Annotated in this window: 17 protein-coding genes; 3 read left to right on the top strand and 14 right to left on the bottom strand. The window is 33.6% G+C overall.

The genetic code is table 11. The features are described 5' to 3' along the window. Positions 1 to 129: 129 nt before the first annotated feature. Positions 130 to 537: a response regulator gene (locus Q0871_RS09630; protein ID WP_299321515.1), complete on the top strand. Its 408-nt coding sequence runs from the start codon at positions 130 to 132 to the stop codon at positions 535 to 537. Positions 538 to 539: 2 nt separating this feature from the next. On the opposite strand, the gene Q0871_RS09625 is transcribed toward Q0871_RS09630, so the two are convergent. After that, the gene (locus tag Q0871_RS09625; protein WP_299321511.1) at positions 540 to 1904 is read right to left on the bottom strand and encodes a DUF5689 domain-containing protein; all 1365 of its coding nucleotides are present in this window, start codon (positions 1902 to 1904) and stop codon (positions 540 to 542) included. Positions 1905 to 1920: 16 nt separating this feature from the next. Further along, positions 1921 to 4662, bottom strand: coding sequence for a TonB-dependent receptor (locus Q0871_RS09620; protein WP_299321507.1), 2742 nt, complete (start codon positions 4660 to 4662; stop codon positions 1921 to 1923). A 107-nt stretch (positions 4663 to 4769) separates the two neighbouring features. On the opposite strand from Q0871_RS09620, the gene Q0871_RS09615 reads away from it, so the two are divergent. After that, positions 4770 to 5807: an endonuclease/exonuclease/phosphatase family protein gene (locus Q0871_RS09615; protein ID WP_299321502.1), complete on the top strand. Its 1038-nt coding sequence runs from the start codon at positions 4770 to 4772 to the stop codon at positions 5805 to 5807. A gap of 59 nt (positions 5808 to 5866) precedes the next feature. Here Q0871_RS09615 and Q0871_RS09610 read toward each other — a convergent pair whose 3' ends face one another. From Q0871_RS09610 to uvrC, 8 genes are all read right to left on the bottom strand, one after another. Continuing rightward, positions 5867 to 6307: a hypothetical protein gene (locus Q0871_RS09610; RefSeq protein ID WP_299321499.1), complete on the bottom strand. Its 441-nt coding sequence runs from the start codon at positions 6305 to 6307 to the stop codon at positions 5867 to 5869. 92 nt (positions 6308 to 6399) lie between these two features. Next, positions 6400 to 9102, bottom strand: a complete 2703-nt coding sequence (locus Q0871_RS09605) for a TonB-dependent receptor (protein WP_299321494.1) — start codon at positions 9100 to 9102, stop codon at positions 6400 to 6402. Positions 9103 to 9273: 171 nt separating this feature from the next. Next, positions 9274 to 10911 carry a glucose-6-phosphate isomerase gene (gene pgi / locus Q0871_RS09600; protein WP_299321492.1) on the bottom strand — a complete coding sequence of 546 codons (1638 nt, stop codon included), beginning with the start codon at positions 10909 to 10911 and terminating at the stop codon, positions 9274 to 9276. Next, positions 10898 to 12193, bottom strand: coding sequence for a peptidoglycan DD-metalloendopeptidase family protein (locus Q0871_RS09595; protein WP_299321483.1), 1296 nt, complete (start codon positions 12191 to 12193; stop codon positions 10898 to 10900). Before Q0871_RS09595 ends, pgi begins: the two co-directional genes overlap by 14 nt. Next, a complete protein-coding gene (locus Q0871_RS09590) occupies positions 12193 to 13164 on the bottom strand; it encodes a tryptophan 2,3-dioxygenase family protein (protein ID WP_299321480.1) in 972 nt (323 codons plus the stop codon). The genes Q0871_RS09595 and Q0871_RS09590 overlap by 1 nt, the downstream gene beginning before the upstream one ends. Positions 13165 to 13171: 7 nt before the next feature. Further along, positions 13172 to 13951, bottom strand: a complete 780-nt coding sequence (locus tag Q0871_RS09585; RefSeq protein ID WP_299321477.1) for a DUF3108 domain-containing protein — start codon at positions 13949 to 13951, stop codon at positions 13172 to 13174. A 346-nt stretch (positions 13952 to 14297) separates the two neighbouring features. After that, the gene (locus tag Q0871_RS09580; RefSeq protein WP_299321474.1) at positions 14298 to 16589 is read right to left on the bottom strand and encodes a patatin-like phospholipase family protein; all 2292 of its coding nucleotides are present in this window, start codon (positions 16587 to 16589) and stop codon (positions 14298 to 14300) included. Next, positions 16567 to 18360, bottom strand: a complete 1794-nt coding sequence (uvrC, locus tag Q0871_RS09575; protein ID WP_299321470.1) for an excinuclease ABC subunit UvrC — start codon at positions 18358 to 18360, stop codon at positions 16567 to 16569. Before uvrC ends, Q0871_RS09580 begins: the two co-directional genes overlap by 23 nt. A gap of 489 nt (positions 18361 to 18849) precedes the next feature. On the opposite strand from uvrC, the gene Q0871_RS09570 reads away from it, so the two are divergent. After that, positions 18850 to 19419: a 5-formyltetrahydrofolate cyclo-ligase gene (locus Q0871_RS09570; RefSeq protein WP_299321465.1), complete on the top strand. Its 570-nt coding sequence runs from the start codon at positions 18850 to 18852 to the stop codon at positions 19417 to 19419. Here the strand turns inward: Q0871_RS09570 and Q0871_RS09565 are convergent. From Q0871_RS09565 to ileS, 4 genes are all read right to left on the bottom strand, one after another. Continuing rightward, positions 19416 to 20072, bottom strand: coding sequence for a lipoprotein signal peptidase (locus Q0871_RS09565; RefSeq protein ID WP_299321461.1), 657 nt, complete (start codon positions 20070 to 20072; stop codon positions 19416 to 19418). The two genes, Q0871_RS09570 and Q0871_RS09565, sit on opposite strands and share 4 nt — an antisense overlap. Before the next feature lie 33 nt (positions 20073 to 20105). Beyond that, positions 20106 to 20663, bottom strand: a complete 558-nt coding sequence (locus Q0871_RS09560) for a DUF4097 family beta strand repeat-containing protein (RefSeq protein ID WP_299321458.1) — start codon at positions 20661 to 20663, stop codon at positions 20106 to 20108. 102 nt (positions 20664 to 20765) lie between these two features. Continuing rightward, positions 20766 to 21149 carry a TraR/DksA C4-type zinc finger protein gene (locus Q0871_RS09555; protein WP_036157281.1) on the bottom strand — a complete coding sequence of 128 codons (384 nt, stop codon included), beginning with the start codon at positions 21147 to 21149 and terminating at the stop codon, positions 20766 to 20768. Positions 21150 to 21152: 3 nt separating this feature from the next. Next, positions 21153 to 24551 carry an isoleucine--tRNA ligase gene (ileS, locus tag Q0871_RS09550; RefSeq protein WP_299321451.1) on the bottom strand — a complete coding sequence of 1133 codons (3399 nt, stop codon included), beginning with the start codon at positions 24549 to 24551 and terminating at the stop codon, positions 21153 to 21155. Positions 24552 to 24688: the final 137 nt, after the last annotated feature.

Here is a 24688-nt window from a genome sequence, read left to right as displayed (position 1 = left end):
TAAAAATGGGGGCAACTTGTTTTTATTTATATTAAAGTTATCTAGTCATTTTAATAACTTCGTGAAGTATAATGGGTTGTATTTCTCCAACTTAAATCTGTGTAAGATTTACTTTTGAAATGATTTAAAATGAGTATATTTTCTAGTTCTTGTATTATTGATGATGACGAATTTTTTTCGGTTAGTAGTAAGAGTATTTTAAAGCAACACAACTTCAGTGATAATATTCTTTATTACTCAGGTGGTCAGGAAGCTCTTGATGGTTTAATTGGTTTGTTGGTCGAAAATATAAAATTACCCGACGTTATTTTTTTAGACCTTAATATGCCAAATAGAGACGGGTGGTCATTTTTAGAAGAATTTGAAGCGCTACCAGAAGATAAAATAGGGCACATTCAAATTTATATTACCAGTTCTTTCATTAGCCCTAAATATATGGAAAAGGCTAAAAACTACAAATTGGTTAAAGACTATATAGTTAAACCTTTAACCGAAAGTGCAGTTAAAAAAATAATCGATTCTAAAGAAATAGTGTAAAGTTATCTCACGCCTGGGCTAAAATCTAAAGGAGCATTTTGAGGTTGATTTATTGTACCCTCATCACCGGTGTCATTGTAGATAGACCATTCGTTGAAATTAAATACAGAGCTCCCTGTAATAACCTCTAATTTCCTTATTGCCCTACCGTCTTCAAATTCATGACTGGTATTACTACCATCTTCTCCAATAATTCCAAAAATATCTATAATGGTATCGAAAGGGTCTACCAACACAATATTATCATCACCATTAGAATCTGCTGGTGAATTTGTACCAACTGATATATCAGGCTCAAAGCCATATACATTTTCAAACTCTTCTTCATTGGGCGAAATTACCAAGAGCCCATTTCCTTTTATTACGTATTCGGATAAATCTATACTTGAACTAACTTCACTATTATCATTTGTATAACGCTCCAACCTCCATCCCTTTAATGATAGGCTTTCTTCAGATGCATTATAAATTTCCACAAAACGAGCTCCTGAATTATTGTTTGGATCTGCAATCTCAGATATAAATATTGATGAAGACGTAAATTCATCTACCAAATCTTCACATCGTTCTTGGTTAAATGAAAGGTCATCTACATTTCTAATTATCAATTGATATTCATTATTATCCATAGTTAATATTCCGGTTGCTGTCCCCATTTTATCTGGGAGTATCTCAGCCTGAAAATCAGCATAACCGCTGTTCACTATTACCAATTCATTATCACCACAATCAACCAATGTTCTCAATGTTTCTTCTTGTTTAATCGCAAACGTTTCCCCTAGCTCTTCTTGTTTAATCTCTACATCAGTCACCACAACCAATGTATTCAACATAGCCTCATTTATTGCTGAAATAGCAATTGAAGTAGGCTCAATGCCTATATTCTCTTCACAAGAGACCAATACATGGTCAAAAACAACATTTTTAGGCAGCCTACCTACACTACGATTACCAAAAGAAGTAAATACACCGCCAATTTTATAAACATCATTAGATTCACCTAAATACAATCCCTTTAACTTTATAACTATTTCCTGACCCACATTAAAAAACAAATGAGCATCTCTTAATTCTAATTCGATCTGCATTCCATCTGATGGGTTACTCGGCTCATCTTGAAAATATACGGTATTAAAAAAATTACCTTCTTTGTCCGAAGAAATCACATAAGCCTTAATAACCAAGTCTTCTTGAATTTGAATAGTCTCACCATTATAAATATTCTTTAATTCTGATATACTAATAAATGTAAATTCAGAATCAGAACATTCTAAATCTGGCACATCAAATTCCTTATCTTTCACACAAGAGGATAGCATAATTCCAATTAAAATCATCCCATAAAATATGTTACTTTTTATCTTCATACTATTTGTATCAGATTTAAAAACTGAACGCGAAATTTAAAAAATAGGTTCTACCGAAACCATACCAATACTTAGGTGCAAAAGACGGATTACCACTAAAATTATCTTGCTTTAACTGACCATAATTACCATTTCTACTCTGCTCATAACCACCCGTTCTAAAAGTGGTATCAAAAAGATTATTAACACTTGCAAAAACACTAATGTATTTACCTTTTTTAAGCCACGACTTACCGCCGACCATATTCAATAAATAGAAATTATCTAATGGTTTCTGGTTTAGTAATTTTTGAACATTTTCGTCTGTCGCATCAGGAAATCTTAACTGGGTTTCTGGATCGATTAAAAAACTCTGGGTTCTGGTTATCGTAGAAATATTTGCATAGTTATTTGCGAGATAGTTTGCCGAAGCGCTTACCCACCAATATTTTGGATCTCTATATTCTATACCTACCGCAATTGCTTTCTGCGGACCTTGCGCCAGCTTATAATCTTTAACTGCAGATTGCCCCAAAAACTTAGAACCAGAAATATCAATTAAATCTTCGGCTGCACCTGCTGTATCAAAATTAATTGTCACAAATGGGTTACTTGCATATTCATGTTTTGCCACAGAGCCAACTAATGATAATTTAACCGCGCTAGATACTTGGTATTCCAAACCAAGCTCAATACCCATATGTAATTTATCTAAATCAGTGAGTACTTCTTGTACGAAATCTGAGCCAACACCCGAATCAACGAAGAAGAAATTTACATCGGTGGTATTTTGAAAACGAGTATAAAATCCTGTAAATCTGCCCGTTAATTTTGGCATTCTAAGAAAATAGTTAACATCTACACTAGTTAAGGTTTCGCTTTGTAAATTGGGGACTACAGTATTGTTCTCCCTAGGGTTTATAAATACATTTTGTAGAACAGGTGCTCTATTTATCATCGCGGCATTAACAGATACCCAATGCCTACCTGTTATTGTATAAGATGCTCCTGATTTTAATGACCAATTTGAAAATTTCACCTGCTCACTCTCCCCGAACGAATTATCTATAAAACGTTCATTCATAAACAAACCTTCTCTTTGGTAATTAACGATAGCATACTTACCAGACACAAACGCCTTTACTTTATTATAATGTGCGTTTATCTGAGTATAGACATCGCTATTGCTTCCTTTTAAATTATAATTGTAATTAAAAACCGCACCATTACCTTTATTTACTTCAGATGAAACATCGTTTAAGGTTTCTGAAAACGTATCGATATCACGATGATACGCTGCCCCTAACAAATCATTTATTTGAGCATAGTTTTTAGAATTTAGCTGCCTGTTTGTTACACCTAAATCAAGTTTCAAATGACTATCAATATTTATATTTGCAGTAGCCCTCGCAGTAATCTGATTATCTTTTGTGGTATCATCGTAAAGTACATAAGCCGCTTCTCCATTTTGACTTATACTTGTATTTGCTTTGTATATATTTCCCCAATCTAATTGAGGGTTTTCTATAAAACCTTCTTCTGCTTGTATAGCACTTTCGAAATTTGCGCCGATTGGGGAGTTCAAATAAAAACTAGGTAAATAACGGTAGTATGTAGGATCAGGATTTGGAGCATTATAATACCCTAAACGACTTCTCTTATACACACCAGTTTGATAGCCTAAACCCGCATTTATTTGCAAACTTTTAGACTCATGATGATAGTTTAATAAGAACAATGGTTCGCGAATATGCCGCTCTCTAGAATTTCTAATTTTTCCGTTTTGAATACCGGCATATGGGTTATATCTGTTTCCCTGAATTTCTTGTACTTCTTCTGTGATTGCAGAAGACCGTCCTCTTCTATTTGATGCTAATATTGCAGTGGCTGAAATTGTATTTTTTTCATTTAAAAGATACTCGAACGAACCATAAACAGAATACGAATCATACAAAGTACCATCCATATATCCTTCTTTTGCCCAGCGGCGAGATGCCGAAACAATATAAGCGAATTTCTCATTTTTAACTCCTGAATTATAAGTAGCCATAAGTCTGCCACTATATGTTCTATTTGATAAAGATGAAGATAGTCGAGTGCCTGGTCTTAACCCAGATGGTCGCAAATCTATGTTTGTGTTCCCTAAAATTCCTCCAAAAGTAAAATCTGATGCTTCTAAACCATTCGCATATTGTTGATTTCTGATTACATCATTTAATCCGCCCCAGTTATTCCACTGTGGTCTGCCATCGTACATTTTATTCATTGGCAAGCCGTTTAAGTGTACTTCACCATATTGAGAATCATATCCTCTTACCCTAAAAAATGCCTGACCAAAATCAAAAGCCGCCCTGTTTAGAAAAATATCCTTTGTTGATTGTAGTAACGCGAGTGCGTTAGAATTGATCTCATCATCTAATAACTCGTCATCAGTAATATTAATGAGATTTATAGATTTTTCTACAGTCATATCCATTTCCAAAAAAATGATGCCTAAGTCAATATTATTGTCATCAAGAAATACAGGTATTCTTTTACTATCAAAATCGGGAGTAGAAATTTGAAGTATAAAATCTCCTTTATTAGAAGTAATTAATTTAAATTCTCCTAATTCATTAGTAGTTATCGGTGTAAATTCTCCTTCTAAGACTACTTCTGCATTGGAAATTACCTCACTTTTAACTCTTTCTTTTATTACCCCCGAAATTGTCGTTGCACTTTGAGCATGTAAGAAACATATTTTAACAAATAGTAATAAAAAAAGGGTATGCTTAATCATTCTATTTCTTAAGGACCTACTAATGAGCTATTAAGATACTATTTAAGAAATAATTAACGTGAAATTTCCGTATACTCGCTTATAATTAAGATAAAATACCCTCAATAATGCGATTACTACTTCTAATCTGCTTCTTTTCCTCATTATTTACATGTGCCCAAGAAGCTGATGCTTATCAAATTAGAACCGTTGCTTTCTATAATCTAGAGAATTTATTTGATACTAAAAATGATACTTTAATTTTTGATGGTGATAGAACCCCCGAAGGAAAAGACAAATGGACAGAAGAACGCTATCTGAACAAATTAGAAAATATGTCAAAGGTAATTTCTGAAATTGGCTCTACCGATAATAAAACGGCACCAGATATTGTAGGAGTTTGTGAAGTAGAAAACCTAGGTGTACTTGAAGATTTGGTACATCATAAGAATTTAGCAAAGTTCAATTACGGTATTGTACATTTTGAATCTCCTGATGAACGAGGTATAGACGTCGCACTTCTATATAAAAAAAGTGCCTTCGTACCTGTTAATTTCAATAGCCATAGATTGCTATTGTTTAACCTTGAAGGAAAACGAGATTACACCAGAGATCAACTTATTGTAGAAGGATTGTTAGATAATGAAAAGGTTTACTTCATCGTAAACCATTGGCCTTCTAGAAGTGGTGGTGAGGCTAGAAGTAGGCCTTTTAGATTAGAAGCCGCTAAACTAAACAAGCGTATTATAGATTCTGTTCAAAGCCAAAACATCGATGCCAAAATTATAAGCATGGGAGATTTTAACGATGACCCTATAGACCCGAGTTTTAAAAAGATATTACAGGTTGAAAAAAATTCTAAGAATCTGGACTCACTAAGCCTCTACGGACCTATGGAAAAACTTTATAAAAAAGGAAGAGGTTCTTTAGCCTACCGTGATAAATGGAATTTATTTGACCAGCTATACATGACAGCAACCCTTATAGATAATGAAAGAGAAAGTTATAGTTATTGGAAGGTGGGTATATTCACTCCAGAATATTTAATGGATCCAAAAGGAAAATATAAAGGTTACCCTTTACGGACTTATGCAGGCGGAAGTTATATTGGTGGGTATAGCGACCACTTTCCTGTATACCTACACCTCATTAAAAAAGTTCATTAAAAAAAAGAACCTAATATTAATATATTAGGTTCTTTAAAATCTTTTTAAATATTACAATCTTAATTAAACCACTGTCCCAAAGGAATTCTACTTAAAATAAGAAGTAAACCAATAGTGTAGAAAATAGCAATACTCTTGAATTTTTTTGCTCCGTCGACAAATTTCTTATGTCTTGACCAACCAATGGTTATTGACACAATTGCTAAAATGTTAATGAAAGGATGTTCAACTGCCAATAAACGCGCAGCAGAAGTTAAACCACCCATGCCGAACTCTTGTATTGCGCTTAATCCACTTGGAGAAACAAAATATAATATTAGCCCTACCAATAATTGAATATGGCACAAAATAAGCGCAAAAAGGCTTAATCTAAGATCTTTACCCATATTAAAGATTCGTTTCCCTACTAGACCTGAAATAGCATTGATAACTGCTAAGATCAATACAGCCAACGCTATATAAGCCAAGTATGAATGTAGCATGTGAATAATTTCGTACATAGTTCTAATTTTAAGTTTTAAATGTAATGAATTTTGAGCATAAAAAAACCCTGACCATACGGCCAGGGTTTTTATTTATTGCAATTATATTATTAGAAACTATAACGTGCACTTACGTTAAAAGTTCTTCCAAATCCAAAAAAGACTTTGTTATCCGTAGAAATTCCTCTAAACGTAGAGTCGTTACCTTCTGCAAAAGTGTTTGTTAAAGATTCAGCAATATATTCTGTGTCAAAAAGATTATTAACGTTAGCAGCAATACTTAATTTGTTGCTTCCTCCGAAACCAAAAGTATAATAAGCACCTAAGTCAAATAGTGTATAACTTGGTAAACGTAATGAACCTTGATTATCAGCTGAATCAAAATCTTCAGCATTCAAGAATGCATATAACCTTGATGCATTATAAAGGTTACCACTAATCTTAAGACCTTCAATAGGTCTTACAATCATCTCTAGGTTAGTAGTGAACTGTGCAGCATCACCAACTTTTACACCATCTAAGAATAAAGTTACATCTGGATCAATAACATTTCTATCGTCGTCAAGGGCTTGTCCAGTTGCATTACCAGCATATTCCCAATCACCTAAAGATATCATACCTCTAAACTGTACAACTTCTGACGCACGATAATCTGCTTCGATTTCAATACCTTGGTGAATTTGTTCTACACCATTAATGTTAGCATTACCTTCATCACCTGTTGGAGTTTCAATCCCAATTGTTACAAATCTATCTTTCCAAGAAGTTCTGTATAGGTTTACTTTAGCTCTAAAGTCACCAAGATTAAGACCGTAACCCATCTCAAGACCTAAAATCTTTTCATTAGTCAAATCTGGGTTCAAATCATTTACAAAGTTCAAGTAAACAGCATCAAACTGAGGTTGTTTTGAATAGTAACCAGCGTTAACAAATACATTGTTTGCTTCGTTCAAGTTAAAATTGGCACCACCTTTAATGTTACCACCTAAGATGTTCTCCCAATCTGTTTCTTGTAAAGGATCAGAATCTAAATAGTTAAAATAATCGATTCTCTTAAATCCTTGATTAGAAATACCTCCTTGAACAAAACCAGATACTATACCATCTGTATATTCTAATTGACCAAATGCACCAGCCCATCTTACTAGACCATCATTGTAGTAATCAATTTTTTCTTCGTCATCAATACTCTTGAATACATTCAATATTGAACTAAAATCAGAATCAATAGTATCTTCGGCACGTATAACATGATTAGGATTGTTGATATCATCATCATCAAAATAACCGTCAGCACCTAAAAGATTATCCACTCTTCTGTAGTGTATACCTTTATAACTTCTTAAATCCACTCCAACATCATAATTCCACTTTTCATTGATTTGAGTATTCAAGTTAGCTATAACACCAAACCAGTTATGAGAATTTATTGACGCTCTTCTTGTTAAACCATCACCAAAACTAGTTGTAATGAATTCACCGTCATCATTTGCAGATAATTGGTAATCGTTACCATCGTAAAAAGTAACCGCTTCACCACCATTAAAACGTGAGATTAAATCATAATCAACTTGCCCTGTCGCTGGTATTCTGTATCTACTAGAACTAGCAAAACCAAAGCCTGGTCCTGAACCAATATCACCAGTACCACCACCACGACCAAAAGATGCGTAAGCAGAAGTTGATAATGTTGATTTTTCAGAAGCTTTCCATTCCCAAGTTAAAGAAGTAATAGGCTTATGATAGAAGTTTCTTCTCCAACCAAATTCTTCACCATTTAAAGTACCACCGTTGTAGTTATATCTTGCACCATATTCTATATGATCAGCTAAAGTTGCCACGTTAAAGAAACTTGATGTTCTTTGGTTGTGAACTTGAGGAGCACCTGTTAATACAAATTGAAAACTATGCTTTTCATTAGGCTCGTAACCCAAACCAATAAAATAGTTGTAACCTTCAAATTCCGTTCCTTGAATATAACCATCACCTGCTGTTCTACCTAATAAAATAGATGCAGCAAAACCTTTATCAGATTTTCCTGTATTATATGCAACAGTAGTTTTTAAGTAGCCATCATTACCACCACCTAAAGTTACGGTACCACCTTCTTCTTGTTCGGTAGACTTTGTAATAACATTAATAGTACCACCTACAGATGATATTGCCAATTTTGAAGAACCTAAACCTCTTTGAACTTGCATAGCAGTAGTAACATCACCTAAACCAGACCAGTTACTCCAGAATACTGCACCGTTTTCCATATCGTTAACTGGAATACCGTTAACCATTACAGCAGTGTTTCTAGAATCAAAACCTCTTACGTTAACTCTACCATCACCAAAACCACCACCTGTTTTAGTAGCATATATAGAAGGAGTAGATTTAAGAATCTCAGGTAATTCTTGAGATCCTAATTTTTCTTGTATTTCAGCAGCTCTAATAGTTGAAACAGCTACAGGAGTTTCTCTATCCTTTGCTATATCTAAAATTCCAGTTACAACAACACCTTCTAATTCTTCAGCATTAAGCTCTAAAACAATAGAACCAATATTTCCTGAAGCAGTAAAAGCAATTTGCTTTGAATTAAAACCAATGTAAGAAACTACTAAAGTTCCAGATGCAGAACTTGTGTTAATTGTAAAATTACCATCAAAATCAGTTGATGTTCCATTTGTTGTTCCTTTTACTATTACTGTAGCACCTGGCAACGGACTATTTGAGTCGCCATCTAATACAGTACCAGTAATTGGTCCTTGTGAAAAAGCAGTTACGGTCATTAAAAATGCCGCTAATGCAAAATACATTTTTTTCATTTTCTTCGAGTATTTGTTAGTTTTTTAACTTGCTGCAAAAGTCAATTATTTTTAAACCTCCAACGTTAAGACAACGTTAAATCAGCAGGACAAAAATACCTAAAAACCAAACACAATTTAAGTGAAAATGAAATAGTTATCCATTTGATAGGAACTTTACGGTATTAAAAATTATTTCTTAAAATATTGTAAAAGTCTCAATGTAGAGCTGTCGTGATCAGAAATTTCTGAATTGTTAATATCATCAAGAATAGTCCCAGCTAGTTGTTTTCCTAATTCTACACCCCATTGGTCATAACTAAATATGTTCCAAATCACTCCTTGCACAAAAATCTTATGCTCATATAAGGCAATTAAAGATCCTAAACTTTTTGGAGTCAACTTTTCCATTAAAATAGTATTGGTAGGTTTGTTACCTGTAAATACCTTGAATGGAGCTAGCTTATTAATTTCAGATTCTGATAAATCTTTAGTCTTTAACTCAGCAACTACTTCTTCTTTTGTTTTACCATTCATTAAAGCCTCAGTCTGTGCGAAATAATTTGCCATCAATTTATTATGATGGTCTTTATCGCCATGTAAGGAATTTTTAAAACCTATGAAATCTGTAGGTATTAATTTAGTACCCTGGTGTATTAACTGAAAAAATGCATGCTGAGAATTTGTACCCGGCTCTCCCCAAATAATAGTTCCTGTTTCGTAGCCAACTTTATTGCCAGCTCTATCTACACTTTTTCCATTACTTTCCATGATACCTTGCTGTAAGTAGGCTGAAAATCTACTTAAATATTGTGCATAAGGAATTATAGCCTCAGTCTCTGCACCATAAAAGTTATTATACCAAACACTTATCAGTGCCATTATAACCGGAATGTTGTCTGAGAATTCAGTTTCCTTAAAATGTACATCGGTTTCATTGGCACCTTGTAACATTGCATCAAAGTTATCGTAACCAACCGCCAAAGCAATTGTTAAACCTACTGCACTCCATAATGAGAATCTACCACCTACCCAGTCCCACATTGGGAATACATTCGCAGCATCAATACCGAATTCAGCAATTTTCTCGCTATTAGTTGATACCGCAGCAAAGTGCTTTGCAATATCTTCTTGCGTACCGTGCTTTAAAAACCACTTCTTAATGGTGGTCGCATTACTTAATGTTTCTTGTGTTGTAAAAGTTTTAGAAACTACCACGAACAAAGTTGTCTCTGGATTTAATGTTTTTAAGATTTCATGAACATGATCACCATCTACATTACTAACGAAGTGTATTGATAATTGATTCTTATAAAACTTTAACGCTTCGGTTACCATCGCCGGACCTAGATCAGATCCACCAATACCTATATTTACTACATCGGTAAATACTTTACCTGTATATCCTTTTAATTCGCCATTGATCACAGAGTTGGTAAATTCTTTAATATGTTCTTTTACCTCATATATCTCTGGCATTACATTTTCACCATCAACCAAAACAACATCATCCTTTTTAGCACGAAGCGCTGTATGTAAAACAGCTCTGCCTTCTGTTTCGTTAATTAGATCTCCTCCAAAATAATCTTTTATAGCTCCTTTTAAATTTACCTCATCAGCCAATTTAAGCAACATGCGCATTGTCTCTTCTGAGATTCTGTTCTTTGAATAATCAAAAAGGAAATCATTCCACTGTAACGTGAATTTTTCAGCTCTCTTTTCATCCGAAGAAAACAAACCTCTTAGGTGCGTACCTTTAGTTTCTTCATAATGAGCCGTTAATTTCTTCCAAATATCAGTTTGCTGTGGGTTTATTTTATTTAGTGCCATTTTCTTGATTAAGTGTTAGTAAATCCTCTTCGTCTTCTATTAAAACTTTAGGATAGATTATACAATCTAACTGTTCTTTATATGTTGCTATATACGCGAAATATTCTTCTTTTAATGTGTCATGTAAAGGTTCTGCCTGCGGAAGTTCTTCTTGCAAAGGATCCACTTGTTTTCCATTCTTCCAAAAGCGATAGCACACATGTGGTCCACCTGTATTACCAGTCATACCAATCCATCCAATTACATCTCCTTGACGCACAAACTCACCCTTCTTTACCTTTTGCGCTTTCATGTGTAGATACTGTGTTGAATACGTACCATTATGTCTGATCTTAACATATTTACCATTTCCACCTCTTCTTGTAGACTCTACAACAGTACCATCTGCTGTAGCCATAATTGGCGTACCTATAGGCGCCGCATAATCCGTTCCTTTATGTGGTCGTAATTTGTAACCGTAGTATTTTATTCTTCTTTTAAGATTGTACCTAGAAGATAATCTACCATACTCAACAGGCATTCTTAAAAAAGTTCTTCTTAAATTATTTGCATTCTCATCAAAGTAATCAACCAGACTTCTTAAGGAATCATTTTCATAAGCGAAAGCATATATAGGTTTGCCATTATGCTCAAAATATGCTGCTTCAATAGGTTCTGCACCCACATATACAGTATCATTTATAAATTTCTCATTATAGATAATCTTAAACTTATCGTTCTTTTGTAATCTTGAAAAATCAATCGTCCATGCATATACATTAGCCAGGTTATGCGTAACGTTATAATCTACGCCCTGTTCTAATATAGCTTCTGACAAACTAGATTCAATTACACCCGAAACTTCTCGTTGAACAAATTTAACCTTGTTTTTATCCTTATATACATTTACACTATCGCGTAAATCTACAACCGTATAATTAATTGGATCATTCTCATAAATAAACACCTGAGCTTGTGCTGTGGTATCTTTAGATTGCAAAATAGTGTATGGCTTACCTACACGAATTTTACGAACGTCAAAACTATCTTTGAAGTTCTCTGAAATAGCTAACACCTTTGGGTAGTCGACTTTGTTCTTCTGCATTAATTCGCCAAAACTATCGCCATATTTGATAGTATCTAACTTAACATTGAATTCATCTAAATTAAAACCAAATCTCTCATTCACTTTTGGCACTTCAACGACCTTAACATTTTGAGCCACGTCATTTTTCTGATTATCGGCGTCTTTGCATGATGCAATAACAGTCAATGCCAATAATATTCCCCAATACTTCTGCATTATTCTACTCTTGATTTATCTGGATTCAACATATGGTCTACCCATTGCTTACCCCAATTATTTAATTCTAGTTCAGTGTATAATTCTGGAAAAAAGACGATTTTCTGAAAACTAGGCGGCAGATATTCTTTCCAATTTGTACCTCCGGTAGCCTCTATGTCACCACTCTCTTTTCTTAAATACCTATGAGCAGAACCCATATGCATTAATTGCCAATTAATGTTGGCGTTCACGTCTAATGTCTTCAAAGAATCTACCAAAGTTTTGTCTTCTCTCTGCTCTTTGGGTAAACTTAAGTATTTATGATATATTGTTGCGTTCTCTACCTGTTTTGCTATTCTTATAAGCCTAGGGGTATATCGATACTCAAACTGTTTTAAGGTTAAGGTTTTTTCTCCCGTAGTTACATCTGTAGCTCCTTTTTTCCAATAGATATGCTCGTACAATTCTTCTATTGTAGATTCTGAAGAAAATTGAGCTCTTTCAGAAACATGTACTAAATTTTCTAAAGGTGTAGCATAAAGCTCTATCATTCTAAATTGTGCCGATTGAAAACCACTTGCTGGTAGCAATGCCATACGATACTGCAAAAACTGTTCGCGCTCCATACCCTTAATCATTACACTAAAAGAAGATATAAGTACTTTATAATAGCTATTAACCCTTCTAACCTTTTCTATAAAAAAATCTAAGCTGTTACTTTTATCATCTACCAATTGTTTTTGCTCATGCAAAATCAATTTAAAATAGAGCTCGGTAATTTGATGATACATGATGAAAATCTCTTCATCAGGGAAATGTGTTCTTGGAACTTGTAGACTTAATAAGGTATCTAGGTGAATATAATCCCAATAGGTAAGATAACGTTGGTGCAATAAACCATCTAAATAAGAGCTTAAATCTTGCCCTGAATCTTTATATTTTTCTTCAAGTTTAGAGATTTGGGATTTGATTTTCTCTTTATCTTCCATTTAGGGTCTAATCCATTATAATTTTAAACTGATGTTTAAGACCATTATACCCATCAATATCTGCTTTTATAGCACCCACTGCCAAATCTGCTTTAATTCTTATGGGAATTCGATTATCGTCGTTCGAAACCCATAATGATAAACTTTCTTGCTCTTTAAATACACGCCCAGACTGTACTAAGGGTCTAAATTTCAAGCATTCTACTTTACCATATTTTGTGTTTACGACTTCTACACCTAAGTACTTAAGTTTAAAGTCGAAGATACCATCATCGTCATAAAGCATTTTCAGGGTAATCGCTTTTCCTACTTCAAGGTCTTCTGTTTTATAGTTGTTCCTTAAAAAATAAAAAGCAGATATTAGATCCTGTATATTGTTCTCTAATGTAAAATTAAGCTTTTTCTTGTTTTTCTTATCATTAAGTTCTGCTTTAGATGTATTATGATCAAAATTTATTTCTACATCTTTCTTATAACCACCTTCATTAATTTTACGAACAAACCTATATGGTTTGCCATCTTGCTTATCAAAATAACTTTCATAGGTATCGTCTACCTTAAAAAACCAACTAGCTACACCAGTTGTTTCACCATGACCAACTACATGATATACAGATTTATCATCTATAGTCGCAGAATTTACCTGTAGGGTCGCATAACTTGCGTTTAAAAAACCATAATGCATTCTAAACTTCAACCATTCCCCTGCCTTAAAAGCCGACTGAGTACTTTGACCTTGGACACCAAAATATGTTAAGATAAGGGCGAATAAAAATAGTTTTTTCATAGTCCGTATTTTAATGTAAAAATAGTCATAGATTATTCTCTATAACTTTCATTACAATATCTTAAACAAAATTTATTCCAAAGTATTGTTGTATAAAAAAAGCCCAGCTTAAAAACTGGGCTTTTCCTAAATAACCAACCAAACTTTAAATTATGAAAAACCACTACTTAAAGTTGTAAGGGAACCACCCCTTAGCTGATGTAAATTTAAGGCACATTATTCTACCCACCGTACGGTTTAACTTACTTTAATGATAACCTTAACAGTTATTCACACTTCTAATTAATATTTGGGAAACTATTAAGAAACTCAGTCAGAATTAGACCATTTTCAATGGCTGTTGTTACTAAAACCAATACCCTACACTAACAAAAAATTGAGAAGAATCTATTTCTGGCGTCCAAGAGTACATTACATTAATAGGTCCCAAAAATGACTCCCAACCACACCCTATTCCGTAACCCGAATATGTTGGCGCCTTGAACCAATCTCCCGTTCTAAAAAGATCATCATCTACATTAGCAAAATTTGCACTAAACAACAAATGGTTCTTTTTAGCAAATTCATAATCTAACCTAGCATATGCTTTCACAAAACTATTCCCCGGTAAACTAATAAAGTCATACCCTACAAATGGAACAAAATTGTTTATCAAATCTGTACCATATCCGCCAAGAAGAAAATCGAACGAGGTTACATTAGATGTTCCTAATTTAAACCCGCCTTCTGTTTCTACATTTATAGAAAGATTTTTAATCAAAGGCATTGCCATACCCAAACGAGCTTTTGACACCGAAAAATCTTTAAAATTATTATTAAAATCTGATGACAATATATAATAGTGCATATCACCATTAAAATACAACCCTCTTGATGGAAAATACTTATCATCGTAAGTATCTAATTTTAATGACCCAAAGGCACTTATGAAATTACTTCTCTCGAAATATGTTCTGCCGTTACTAGACGTGGTTCCTGGGGTAGTACTATCAGGCGTATCTCCAAACGTTCTAGTGCTATATTGCAAATGTTTAAATTCTCCTCCAAGGGTAAACGCAAATTCTTCTTTTACCACTGTTTGAATGTATAGTTGATTTGTAAAGTCTGAAACATTTAAATTAATTCTATTAAGTGATGTTTCTTCGCCAACTTCAAAATTATCCTCTATTAAGTCAAAATCAATTTCTTGCTCAAAGTCATTAAATCTAGAGTTGATACCAAAACTCCAATAGGTACCTTTATCCAAATAGTACTCAAAATTATACCTGATATTATCACCCAATATAAAATCAAAAGAGGCTACATCGTCTTTTGATAATATTCTTTTTTTTGTAACATTTATAAGTGCCGCGCTTTTATACAAATCATCAAAATGAGCGCCTAATCTTAAAAAAGATGTATTTCTGGTTTCATCTAACGGTAGTATTAAATCTTCGCCACCATTTAAATTATCAAGTAATTTATATTTGATTGTTTTAAAGTTACCTGTTGCAGATAAATTACTTATACCCTGTTGCAACTTTTTAAAGTTAATAGGCTCATCTAAATTAAAGCGCAATTTACCTTTTACATAACCCCTTGTATGATCGGTATTACCGTCTATCAACAATCTGTTTATTGTAAGCTGCTCATCTGCCTCAATTACAGAGATTGAATTTTTACTTTTCTTATAACCCGTTGCCAACTCCCTAAGTTCGCCGATTTTTAAACTTGCAGCTTCTTCACCCGTTTTAACAATTTCACCTAATCTATTAAAATCTATTACCGAGTATTCTTCTATATGTGGTTTTATATAAATATCAGTCTTCTTAGCTTTGACTTTCATATCTGCAACCGTACGATAATTATTAATTTGTAATAGAATTTCTGTTGCAGACAACAATGCTTCTCGATTAGACAAATCGTGCTGAACATCTACACCAATTATAATATCAGCGCCCATTGCCCTTACCTCGTCTATAGGATAATTATTGACCACACCACCATCTATCAATACTTTATCATTAATAATCGTAGGCTCAAAAAGAGACGGTAATGTTCCACTTGCCAAAATAGCTTCTGGCAGATATCCTGAATTTAAAATGACCTGTTTACCTGTTTCAATATCAGTTGCTATACATACAAACGGAGTTGGCAACATATTAAAATCATCTATATCTTTTACATGATATAGTAATCTAACAAACTCATTATATATATTTTGCCCTCCTGAAAATGCAGGAGGTACCGTAACTTTAAAATTCTTGAACGGTAGTGTTAATGCATACCGTTCTGAATCTTCTTTTTCATAAAAAGTTTTAGCGCTTCTAGGTAAATTATCTTGAATTAAAGAACCTATATTGGTTACTTTAAATATTGAATCTAATTCGTCTGCTGTGTAACCGGCCGCGTATAAAGCCCCTACAATAGCACCCATACTTGAACCGCCAATATAATCGATTTCAACACCAGCCTCTTCAATAATTTTCAGGGCGCCTATATGTGCCATACCCTTTGCACCGCCTCCACTTAACACCAAGCCAATTTTTGGTTTTTTCTTTTCTTCTTTGTTTTGAGCAATCAAAGAACCGGTACTTAATAAAAGTACCGACAACACCATTGGTATTCTTCCTATATTATTCTTTATGAAAAGATTCATATATCTTTTTTGCTTTTGAAACTCCAACTTCTTCACTTAAACTTTCGACAGAAGCTTCTTTAATACGTTTTACCGATTTAAATTTCTTTAATAATTGCTGTGCTGTCTTTTCACCAATACCATCTATACCTTCCAATTCAGAATTAATAGCTCCTTTACTTCTTTTATTTCTATGAAAGGTTATCCCAAACCTATGGGCTTCATTTCGTAAATATTGAATTATTTTAAGACTTTCAGATTTCTTATCTAAATATAAAGGTATAGGGTCTTCTGGAAAATAAATCTCTTCTAATCTTTTTGCTATACCAATAATAGCAATTTTACCCCTTAAACCTAAAAGGTCTAAACTTTTTAGAGCAGACGACAATTGACCCTTACCACCATCAATAACAATTAACTGTGGTAATGGCTGCATTTCTTCTTGCAATCTTTTATACCTACGATACACAACCTCCTCCATAGACGCAAAATCATCTGGACCCGTTACCGTTTTTATATTATAATGTCTGTACTCTTTTTTTGACGGCTTTCCATCTTTGAAAACAACACATGCCGCTACAGGATTACTACCTTGAATATTACTATTATCAAAACACTCAATATGCCTAGGTTCGGCAGACAAACGAATATCTTTTTTCATTTGCGCCATTATTCTATTTGTATGGCGGTCTGGATCAATAATTTTAATTTGATTAAATCTTTCCTGCCTAAAAAATTTGGCATTACGCTCAGACAAATCTAGTATTCGCTTTTTATCTCCCAATTTTGGAACCGTCACCTTTAAACCTGGCGATACAGCTATATTAAAAGGTACGTAAAGTTCTTTTGAATCAGATTTAAAGCGATTGCTAATTTCAACAATAGCCAATTCTAGCAAATCTTCATCTTTCTCTTCAAGTTTCTTCTTAATCTCCATAGTATGAGACCTTATTATTGACCCATGCGCCAACTGAAGAAAATTAACATACGCAAAAGCACTGTCTGAAATTATACTGAATACATCTACATTACTGATCTTAGGGTTTACTATTGTCGTTTTAACCTGATAATTTTCTAAAACATCTATCTTATCTTTTATCTCTTGGGCTTCTTCAAACTTCATTTCTTCTGCCAGTGCTTTCATCTGACTTTTGAAATAAGATATTGATGATTTAAAATTACCCTTTACAATTTCCCGTATATCATCTATTTGTCGATCATATTCTGTTATTGACTGATACCCTTCACACGGACCTTTACAGTTACCTAAATGATACTCTAAACATACTTTATATTTACCGGCATTAATTTTCTCAGCAGATAAGTCATAATTACATGTTCTTAAAGGATAAACACTTTTGATCAGATCTAACAGTACCCGTACCGTTTTCATACTGGTGTAAGGACCAAAGTACTCAGACCCATCTTTGATTACTCTTCTGGTCGGAAAAAATCTTGGAAATCGTTCGTTCTTAAGACAAAGCCAAGGGTATGACTTATCGTCCTTTAATAATACATTATACCTAGGTCTTAATTCTTTAATTAAATTATTCTCTAGCAAAAGAGCATCTGACTCTGTCGGCACAACAATATGCTTAATAGCCCGAATCTTTTTAACTAAAACCCGGGTTTTACCATACTCGTGATTCTTATTGAAATAGGATGATACTCGTTTCTTTAAATTCTTTGCTTTACCTACATATAATATACAGTCATTACTGTCGTAAAACTGATATACTCCCGGACCGGTAGGTAACGCACTAAGCTGTATGTTTATGGGGATTTCTGTCATAATTTGATACTACTAATTTAGTCTATAAAACTCATTTCGTATTACACCACATGAGTAAATTCTTATTACCGCCATATTTATGTAATTATGGATATCATATTTTTATAACCCATATTTTTTCATTTAAATAATTTTATGATATTCAAATTATGTTATTAATAATTTAAAAAAATATACATATATTTAAATCTTTGATTTTCAAGTAATTAATTGTTTCTGTATAACGTTATATGAATGAAAATGTTAATTTTATAATAAAAATGTGCATTTCAACGATAAAAAAGTACACTTAAAAGAGCAAGTATTAATTATTTTACTTATTTTTAACGTGACAACAACAATTATTGGCTCATTTACAAAATAAAGATTATGGATAGTTATATCATCACTTTAGGAACTTACCTTATTTTAATGTTATTTTTCAAGGTATTTTTTGCTGTTGCAGGTAAAGAATAAAATGAAATATCATTGTGCTAAAATCACTTCACTATGTTGAAGAAAGATTTACGCATAAAATATTCAAAGCTTCGTAGTTCCCTAACACCCTCTCAATTATCTTCTCAAAGTATAGCAATTGCGAATTCAGTCTTGCAATTGCCAATATGGAGTAATTCATATTTCCACATATTTTTACCTATAGAACAGAAGGCTGAGATAAATACAGAAGGTATCATCTCAATACTTCTAGGTTTAGATAAAAATGTCATTGTTCCGAAAATTAAATCTTCTACACAATTAGAACATTTTCTGCTTACCGACAACACAAAATTTACGACCAATACCCTAAATATACCAGAACCTGTAGATGGCATTACTATTGAACCAAAAAAAATAGATGTTGTTTTTATTCCGCTTTTAGCGTTTGACGAATTAGGAAACAGAATAGGATACGGAAAAGGATATTATGACCGATTTCTCAGTGATTGCAAAGAAGATGTCATAAAAATTGGATTATCTTTCTTTAAAGCTGAACATAGTATCGATGATGTTGACGCTACAGATATACCTCTCGACTATTGCGTAACGCCTAATAAAACCTATTCTTTTAAAACGTCTTAATCTTGTAGACTTTCTACTTCCTGTACCGGCGCCTCTTCTTCTTCTTTATTAAATGCTCTTTTATTAAACACTAATAATATACCAACACCTGTACTTATTGCAGTATCAGCAATATTGAAAACTGGTTCAAAAAATCTAAAATTTTGCCCGCCTATTATTGGCATCCAAGTAGGCCAAGTAGAATCTACCATTGGAAAATATAACATATCTACTACCTTACCATAAAATAACCTTTCATAAGGTTCATCAGAAAATAAGGTTGCTACTTCATTATAACTTTCATTAAAAATAGCCCCATAAAAAACGGAGTCCAAAATATTACCCAATGCTCCAGCAAAAATTAATGAAACCGCCCAAATTAAGGTATTCGATGCTTTTTTCTTAATGACATCAAAAAGCCAATACCCTATACCGAAAATGGCAAATAGTCGAAATACCGTTAAAACTAATTTTCCGATGTTATCTGAAATAGGCAAAACATCACTAAGTTTTGCACCCCAAGCAGCACCTTCATTTTCAATGAATAGTATTTTAAACCAGTTAAATACCTCAACCGACTCACCCAAAACGAAATGGGTCTTTATATAAATCTTACTCCATTGATCAATAATTAATATCAATAGAATAAACAGTACAGATTTTTTAATGTTCATGGGCTTTAATCAATGAGCGCAAAAATATAAATATTATTCGGTTTTAATGAGATCTATATTTCCGGTAACAGTTTCTAGTATAAAAATAGAATTTCCTTTTGGTATGAGATTAGTAGAAACCTCCCCGTACTTACTTGTAGCACTTATTGCAGCTGCTGCAGAATAGACCTTAATATTACCACTTTGAGATTTTATTTCAGCTTCGGCCTCTATATTATTTAACACGCATATGCCGTCTGATAATGATACATGTAATTCATTATACTCTCCACCTAATTCTACCCTAGTATTGGTACCATAGATTTCTAGATTTTTATAAGAAGGAATTCTTAATTTCAATGAAATTGAAACTACTTTATGAGCACTTAGTTTATCATTAGGATTTTCGAAATTCGGAGTAAAGCCTGTTTCCACAAAAAGGGTAGAACCATTAGTTGAGACTTCTAAATCTAGGTCTTGACTATATTCACCCTCCATTTCTGCTACAATACTAATTTCATTACCCTCACCTGTTTGCACTTCTACAACAAAGCAGTTAGTAGCATCTACCTGTATTAAACTTATATGATCTGCTAAAATATTTTCGTACATTTTCTTTTGCGCACTGAGCCCAATAGAAAATAAAATCACGAAATATAATAGGGAAACTTTCAAAATAATAGCTATTAAAAAACGCCCCTAAAGGCGTTTCAATTATGACTGCATATTTTTAGCTTCAATACTTAATGTAGCATGTGGCACAAGTTTTAACCGCTCTTTATTGATTAATTTACCTGTTACACGGCATATGCCAAAGGTTTTATTTTCTATACGTAACATCGCATTCTTCAGGTCACGAATAAACTTTTCTTGCCTTATAGCCAATTGCGTATTTGCCTCTTTACTCATGGTCTCTGAACCTTCTTCAAATGCTTTGAAGGTAGGTGACGTATCATCGGTACCATTATTACCATCATTCATATAAGCACTTTTCAAGAGCTCTAAATGGCTTTTTGCCTTTTCTATCTTCTCTTCAATCAATACTTTGAATTCTGCCAAATCTTTATCAGAATACCTTACTTTTAAATCTTCTGCCATCTTTTAATGTTTTTCAATAAACAATTTAGTGTTCACCTCGTCAAAAGCAATTTCTATGCCTTTGTCCAATTTTTCTACAAAATTTAACTCAGCCGTTAATGTCTCTGTTTTAATATACTCTACATTATTTTTCACAGCAACCTCAACAAAACCGTCTTTTAATACTTCGATTGCAATTTTATCTGTCACTTCAAAACCAGAATCTTTTCTAATATTCTGAATTCTATTGACCAACTCTCTTGCAATTCCTTCATTTCTCAACTCTTCATTAATTGTCACATCTAAGGCAACAGTTAATTTACCAGAGGTCGCTACCATCCAACCTTCAATATCTTGAGAAGAGATTTCTACATCTTGTAACTGTAAAGTAATACTTTTATTTTCTAATTGGATTGTTAATTCGCCATCCTGCTCAATTTTTTGGATGTCATTCTGATCAAAACCATTGACAACTTGAGCAATTTGCTTCATTTCTTTACCAAATTTTGGACCTAAAGTCTTGAAATTAGGCTTAATACGTTTTACCAATATTCCAGATGCATCATCTAGCAGTTGAATTTCCTTAACGTTAACTTCAGATTTTATTAATTCTGACACTGCTTCAATTTCTTCCCTGTCTTTATTATCTAACACAGGAATCATTATTTTCTGCAATGGCTGACGCACTTTTATTTTCTCTTTCTGACGGATTGATAATACTAAAGAAGAAATTATTTGTGCTTTCTGCATTTTAACTTCTAAACTTTTATCAATAAGTGACTCATCTGCAACTGGGAAATCTGCCAAATGCACACTTTCAAAACCATCTTTTACGGTAGCCCTATTCAAATCCAAATACAATTGATCCATAAAAAATGGTGCAATTGGTGCTGATAATTTTGCAACAATATCTAAACATGTATATAAAGTTTGGTATGCCGCAATTTTATCTTGAGCATATTCCCCTTTCCAGAAACGTCTTCTACACAAACGAACATACCAGTTACTTAGATTCTCTTGAACAAAATCTGATATAGCTCTTGCAGCACGTGTTGGCTCATACTCGTCGTATGCCGTATCTACAGTTTTAATCAATGAATTTAATTCTGACAAAATCCAACGGTCTATCTCTGTACGTTCAGCCATAGGCACATCTGCTTCGGCATAAGTAAACTTATCTAAATTAGCATACAAGCTAAAAAAGGAATAGGTATTATATAAGGTGCCAAAGAACTTGCGCTTTACCTCAGCGATACCTTCTGTATCGAACTTCAGGTTATCCCAAGGGTTGGCATTACTGATCATATACCACCTTGTAGCATCTGCACCATGCTCGTTCATGGTTTCAAAAGGATCTACTGCATTACCTAATCGCTTAGACATTTTCTTACCTTCTTTATCTAAAACGAGACCGTTAGAAACAACATTTTTATACGCAACTGAATCAAATACCATAGTTGCAATTGCATGCAAGGTATAGAACCAGCCACGTGTCTGGTCAACACCTTCTGCTATAAAATCTGCAGGAAATGTCTTTCCTTCATCTATCAATTCTTTGTTTTCAAATGGGTAATGCCACTGGGCATAAGGCATAGAACCACTATCAAACCAAACATCAATTAGATCACTTTCACGCTTCATTGGTTTGCCTGATGAAGACACTAATGTAATCTGATCAACAATGTTCTTATGTAAATCTATTTTATCGTAGTTCGCATCAGACATATCGTCGACTACGAAATCTGCATAAATATCTTTTTCCAATACCCCCGCTTCAACTGCTTTAGTCATTTCTGACTTTAGCTCGGCTACAGAACCAATGATAATTTCTTCCTTACCATCTTCCGTTCTCCAAATTGGCAATGGAATACCCCAATAACGAGACCTAGATAGGTTCCAGTCATTTGCATTCGCCAACCAATTACCAAATCTACCTTCACCAGTTGCTTTTGGTTTCCAGTTAATAGTTTGGTTCAACTCAAACATTCTATCCTTTACATCGGTCACTTTAATAAACCAAGAATCTAATGGGTAATATAATATTGGTTTATCTGTACGCCAACAGTTTGGGTAACTATGCACATACTTTTCTACCTTAAAGGCTTTATTTTCTTCTTTTAGTTTAATGGCAATTTCAACATCTATAGAACGTTCTGGTGCTTCACCATCTTCATAATATTCGTTTTTAACATACTTACCACCCAATTCTTTTAACTCTGGTCTAAACCTACCTTGCAAGTCAACTAAAGGAACCAAGTTTGCATTTTCATCTAACACTAACATTGGTGGTATTTCTGGAACTGCCTGCTTAGCCACAAAAGCATCATCTGCACCAAAAGTAGGTGCGGTATGGACGATACCTGTACCATCTTCGGTAGTTACAAAATCACCAGCAATTATTCTGAAAGCATTTTCTGCATTTTCATAAGGAAGCACATAATCCATTAACTGCTCATAACGAACACCCAATAAATCTTTTCCCTTAAACTCTTTTACAATATAGAAAGGAATTTTTTTGTCACCAGACGTGTATTCTAATAACTCAGCCTTCTCTGATACTTCTTTGAACTTACCAGAGAATTGTTTGCCTACCAAGTTCTTGGCAAGTACAACATTCATAGGCTCAAAAGTATATTGATTGTAAGATTCAACTAATACATAATCAATTTTAGAACCTACAGTCAATGCTGTATTCGAAGGTAATGTCCAAGGGGTAGTCGTCCAAGCTAAAAAGTAAACTGTGCCTTCGTTCTGTAAGAAATCTGGCAATGTTTCTTCGACAGCTTTAAACTGAGCAGTTACCGTAGTATCCGTCACATCCTGGTAGGTACCTGGTTGATTTAGCTCATGAGAACTTAACCCAGTTCCTGCCTTTGGTGAATATGGCTGTATGGTATAACCCTTATATATTAAATCTTTTGAATATATCTGTTTTAATAACCACCAAACAGTTTCCATGTATTTGGACTTATAGGTAATGTACGGATCTTCCATATCTACCCAATACCCAACTTGTTCGGTCATCGAATTCCAAACATCGGTATATCTCATTACCGCTTTTTTACAAGCAGCATTATATTCTTCTACAGAAATTTTAACTCCTATATCTTCTTTAGTAATACCCAGTTCTTTCTCAACACCTAATTCAATAGGAAGACCATGAGTATCCCAACCAGCTTTACGCTTTACTTGAAAACCTTTCATGGTTTTATATCTTGGGAAGATATCTTTAATGGTTCTAGCCATTACATGATGAATACCTGGCATACCGTTTGCCGATGGTGGACCTTCATAGAATACATAACTATCTTTACCCTCTCGAGTAGATATACTTTTTTCAAAAATGGCATTCTTTGACCAGTAGTCAAGTATTTCTTCTGCGACCTTTGGTAAATTCAATCCTTGATATTCTGTGAACTTCATACAAAATGCTTATAGTACTGGGTTTAAAAGGCTGCAAAATTATAAAATTTTGATCAAAGAGGAGTGTATTGAGTGTACTGAAATACCTATAAACCATGTATTAATGGATTTATTTAGGTCCAAAACATCCAAAAGTT

The sequence above is a fragment of the uncultured Maribacter sp. genome, from assembly GCF_947500985.1.
GTDB lineage: Bacteria > Bacteroidota > Bacteroidia > Flavobacteriales > Flavobacteriaceae > Maribacter.
Note: the sequence above shows the minus strand (reverse complement) of the source record. Positions and strands in the feature narration are given on the sequence as shown.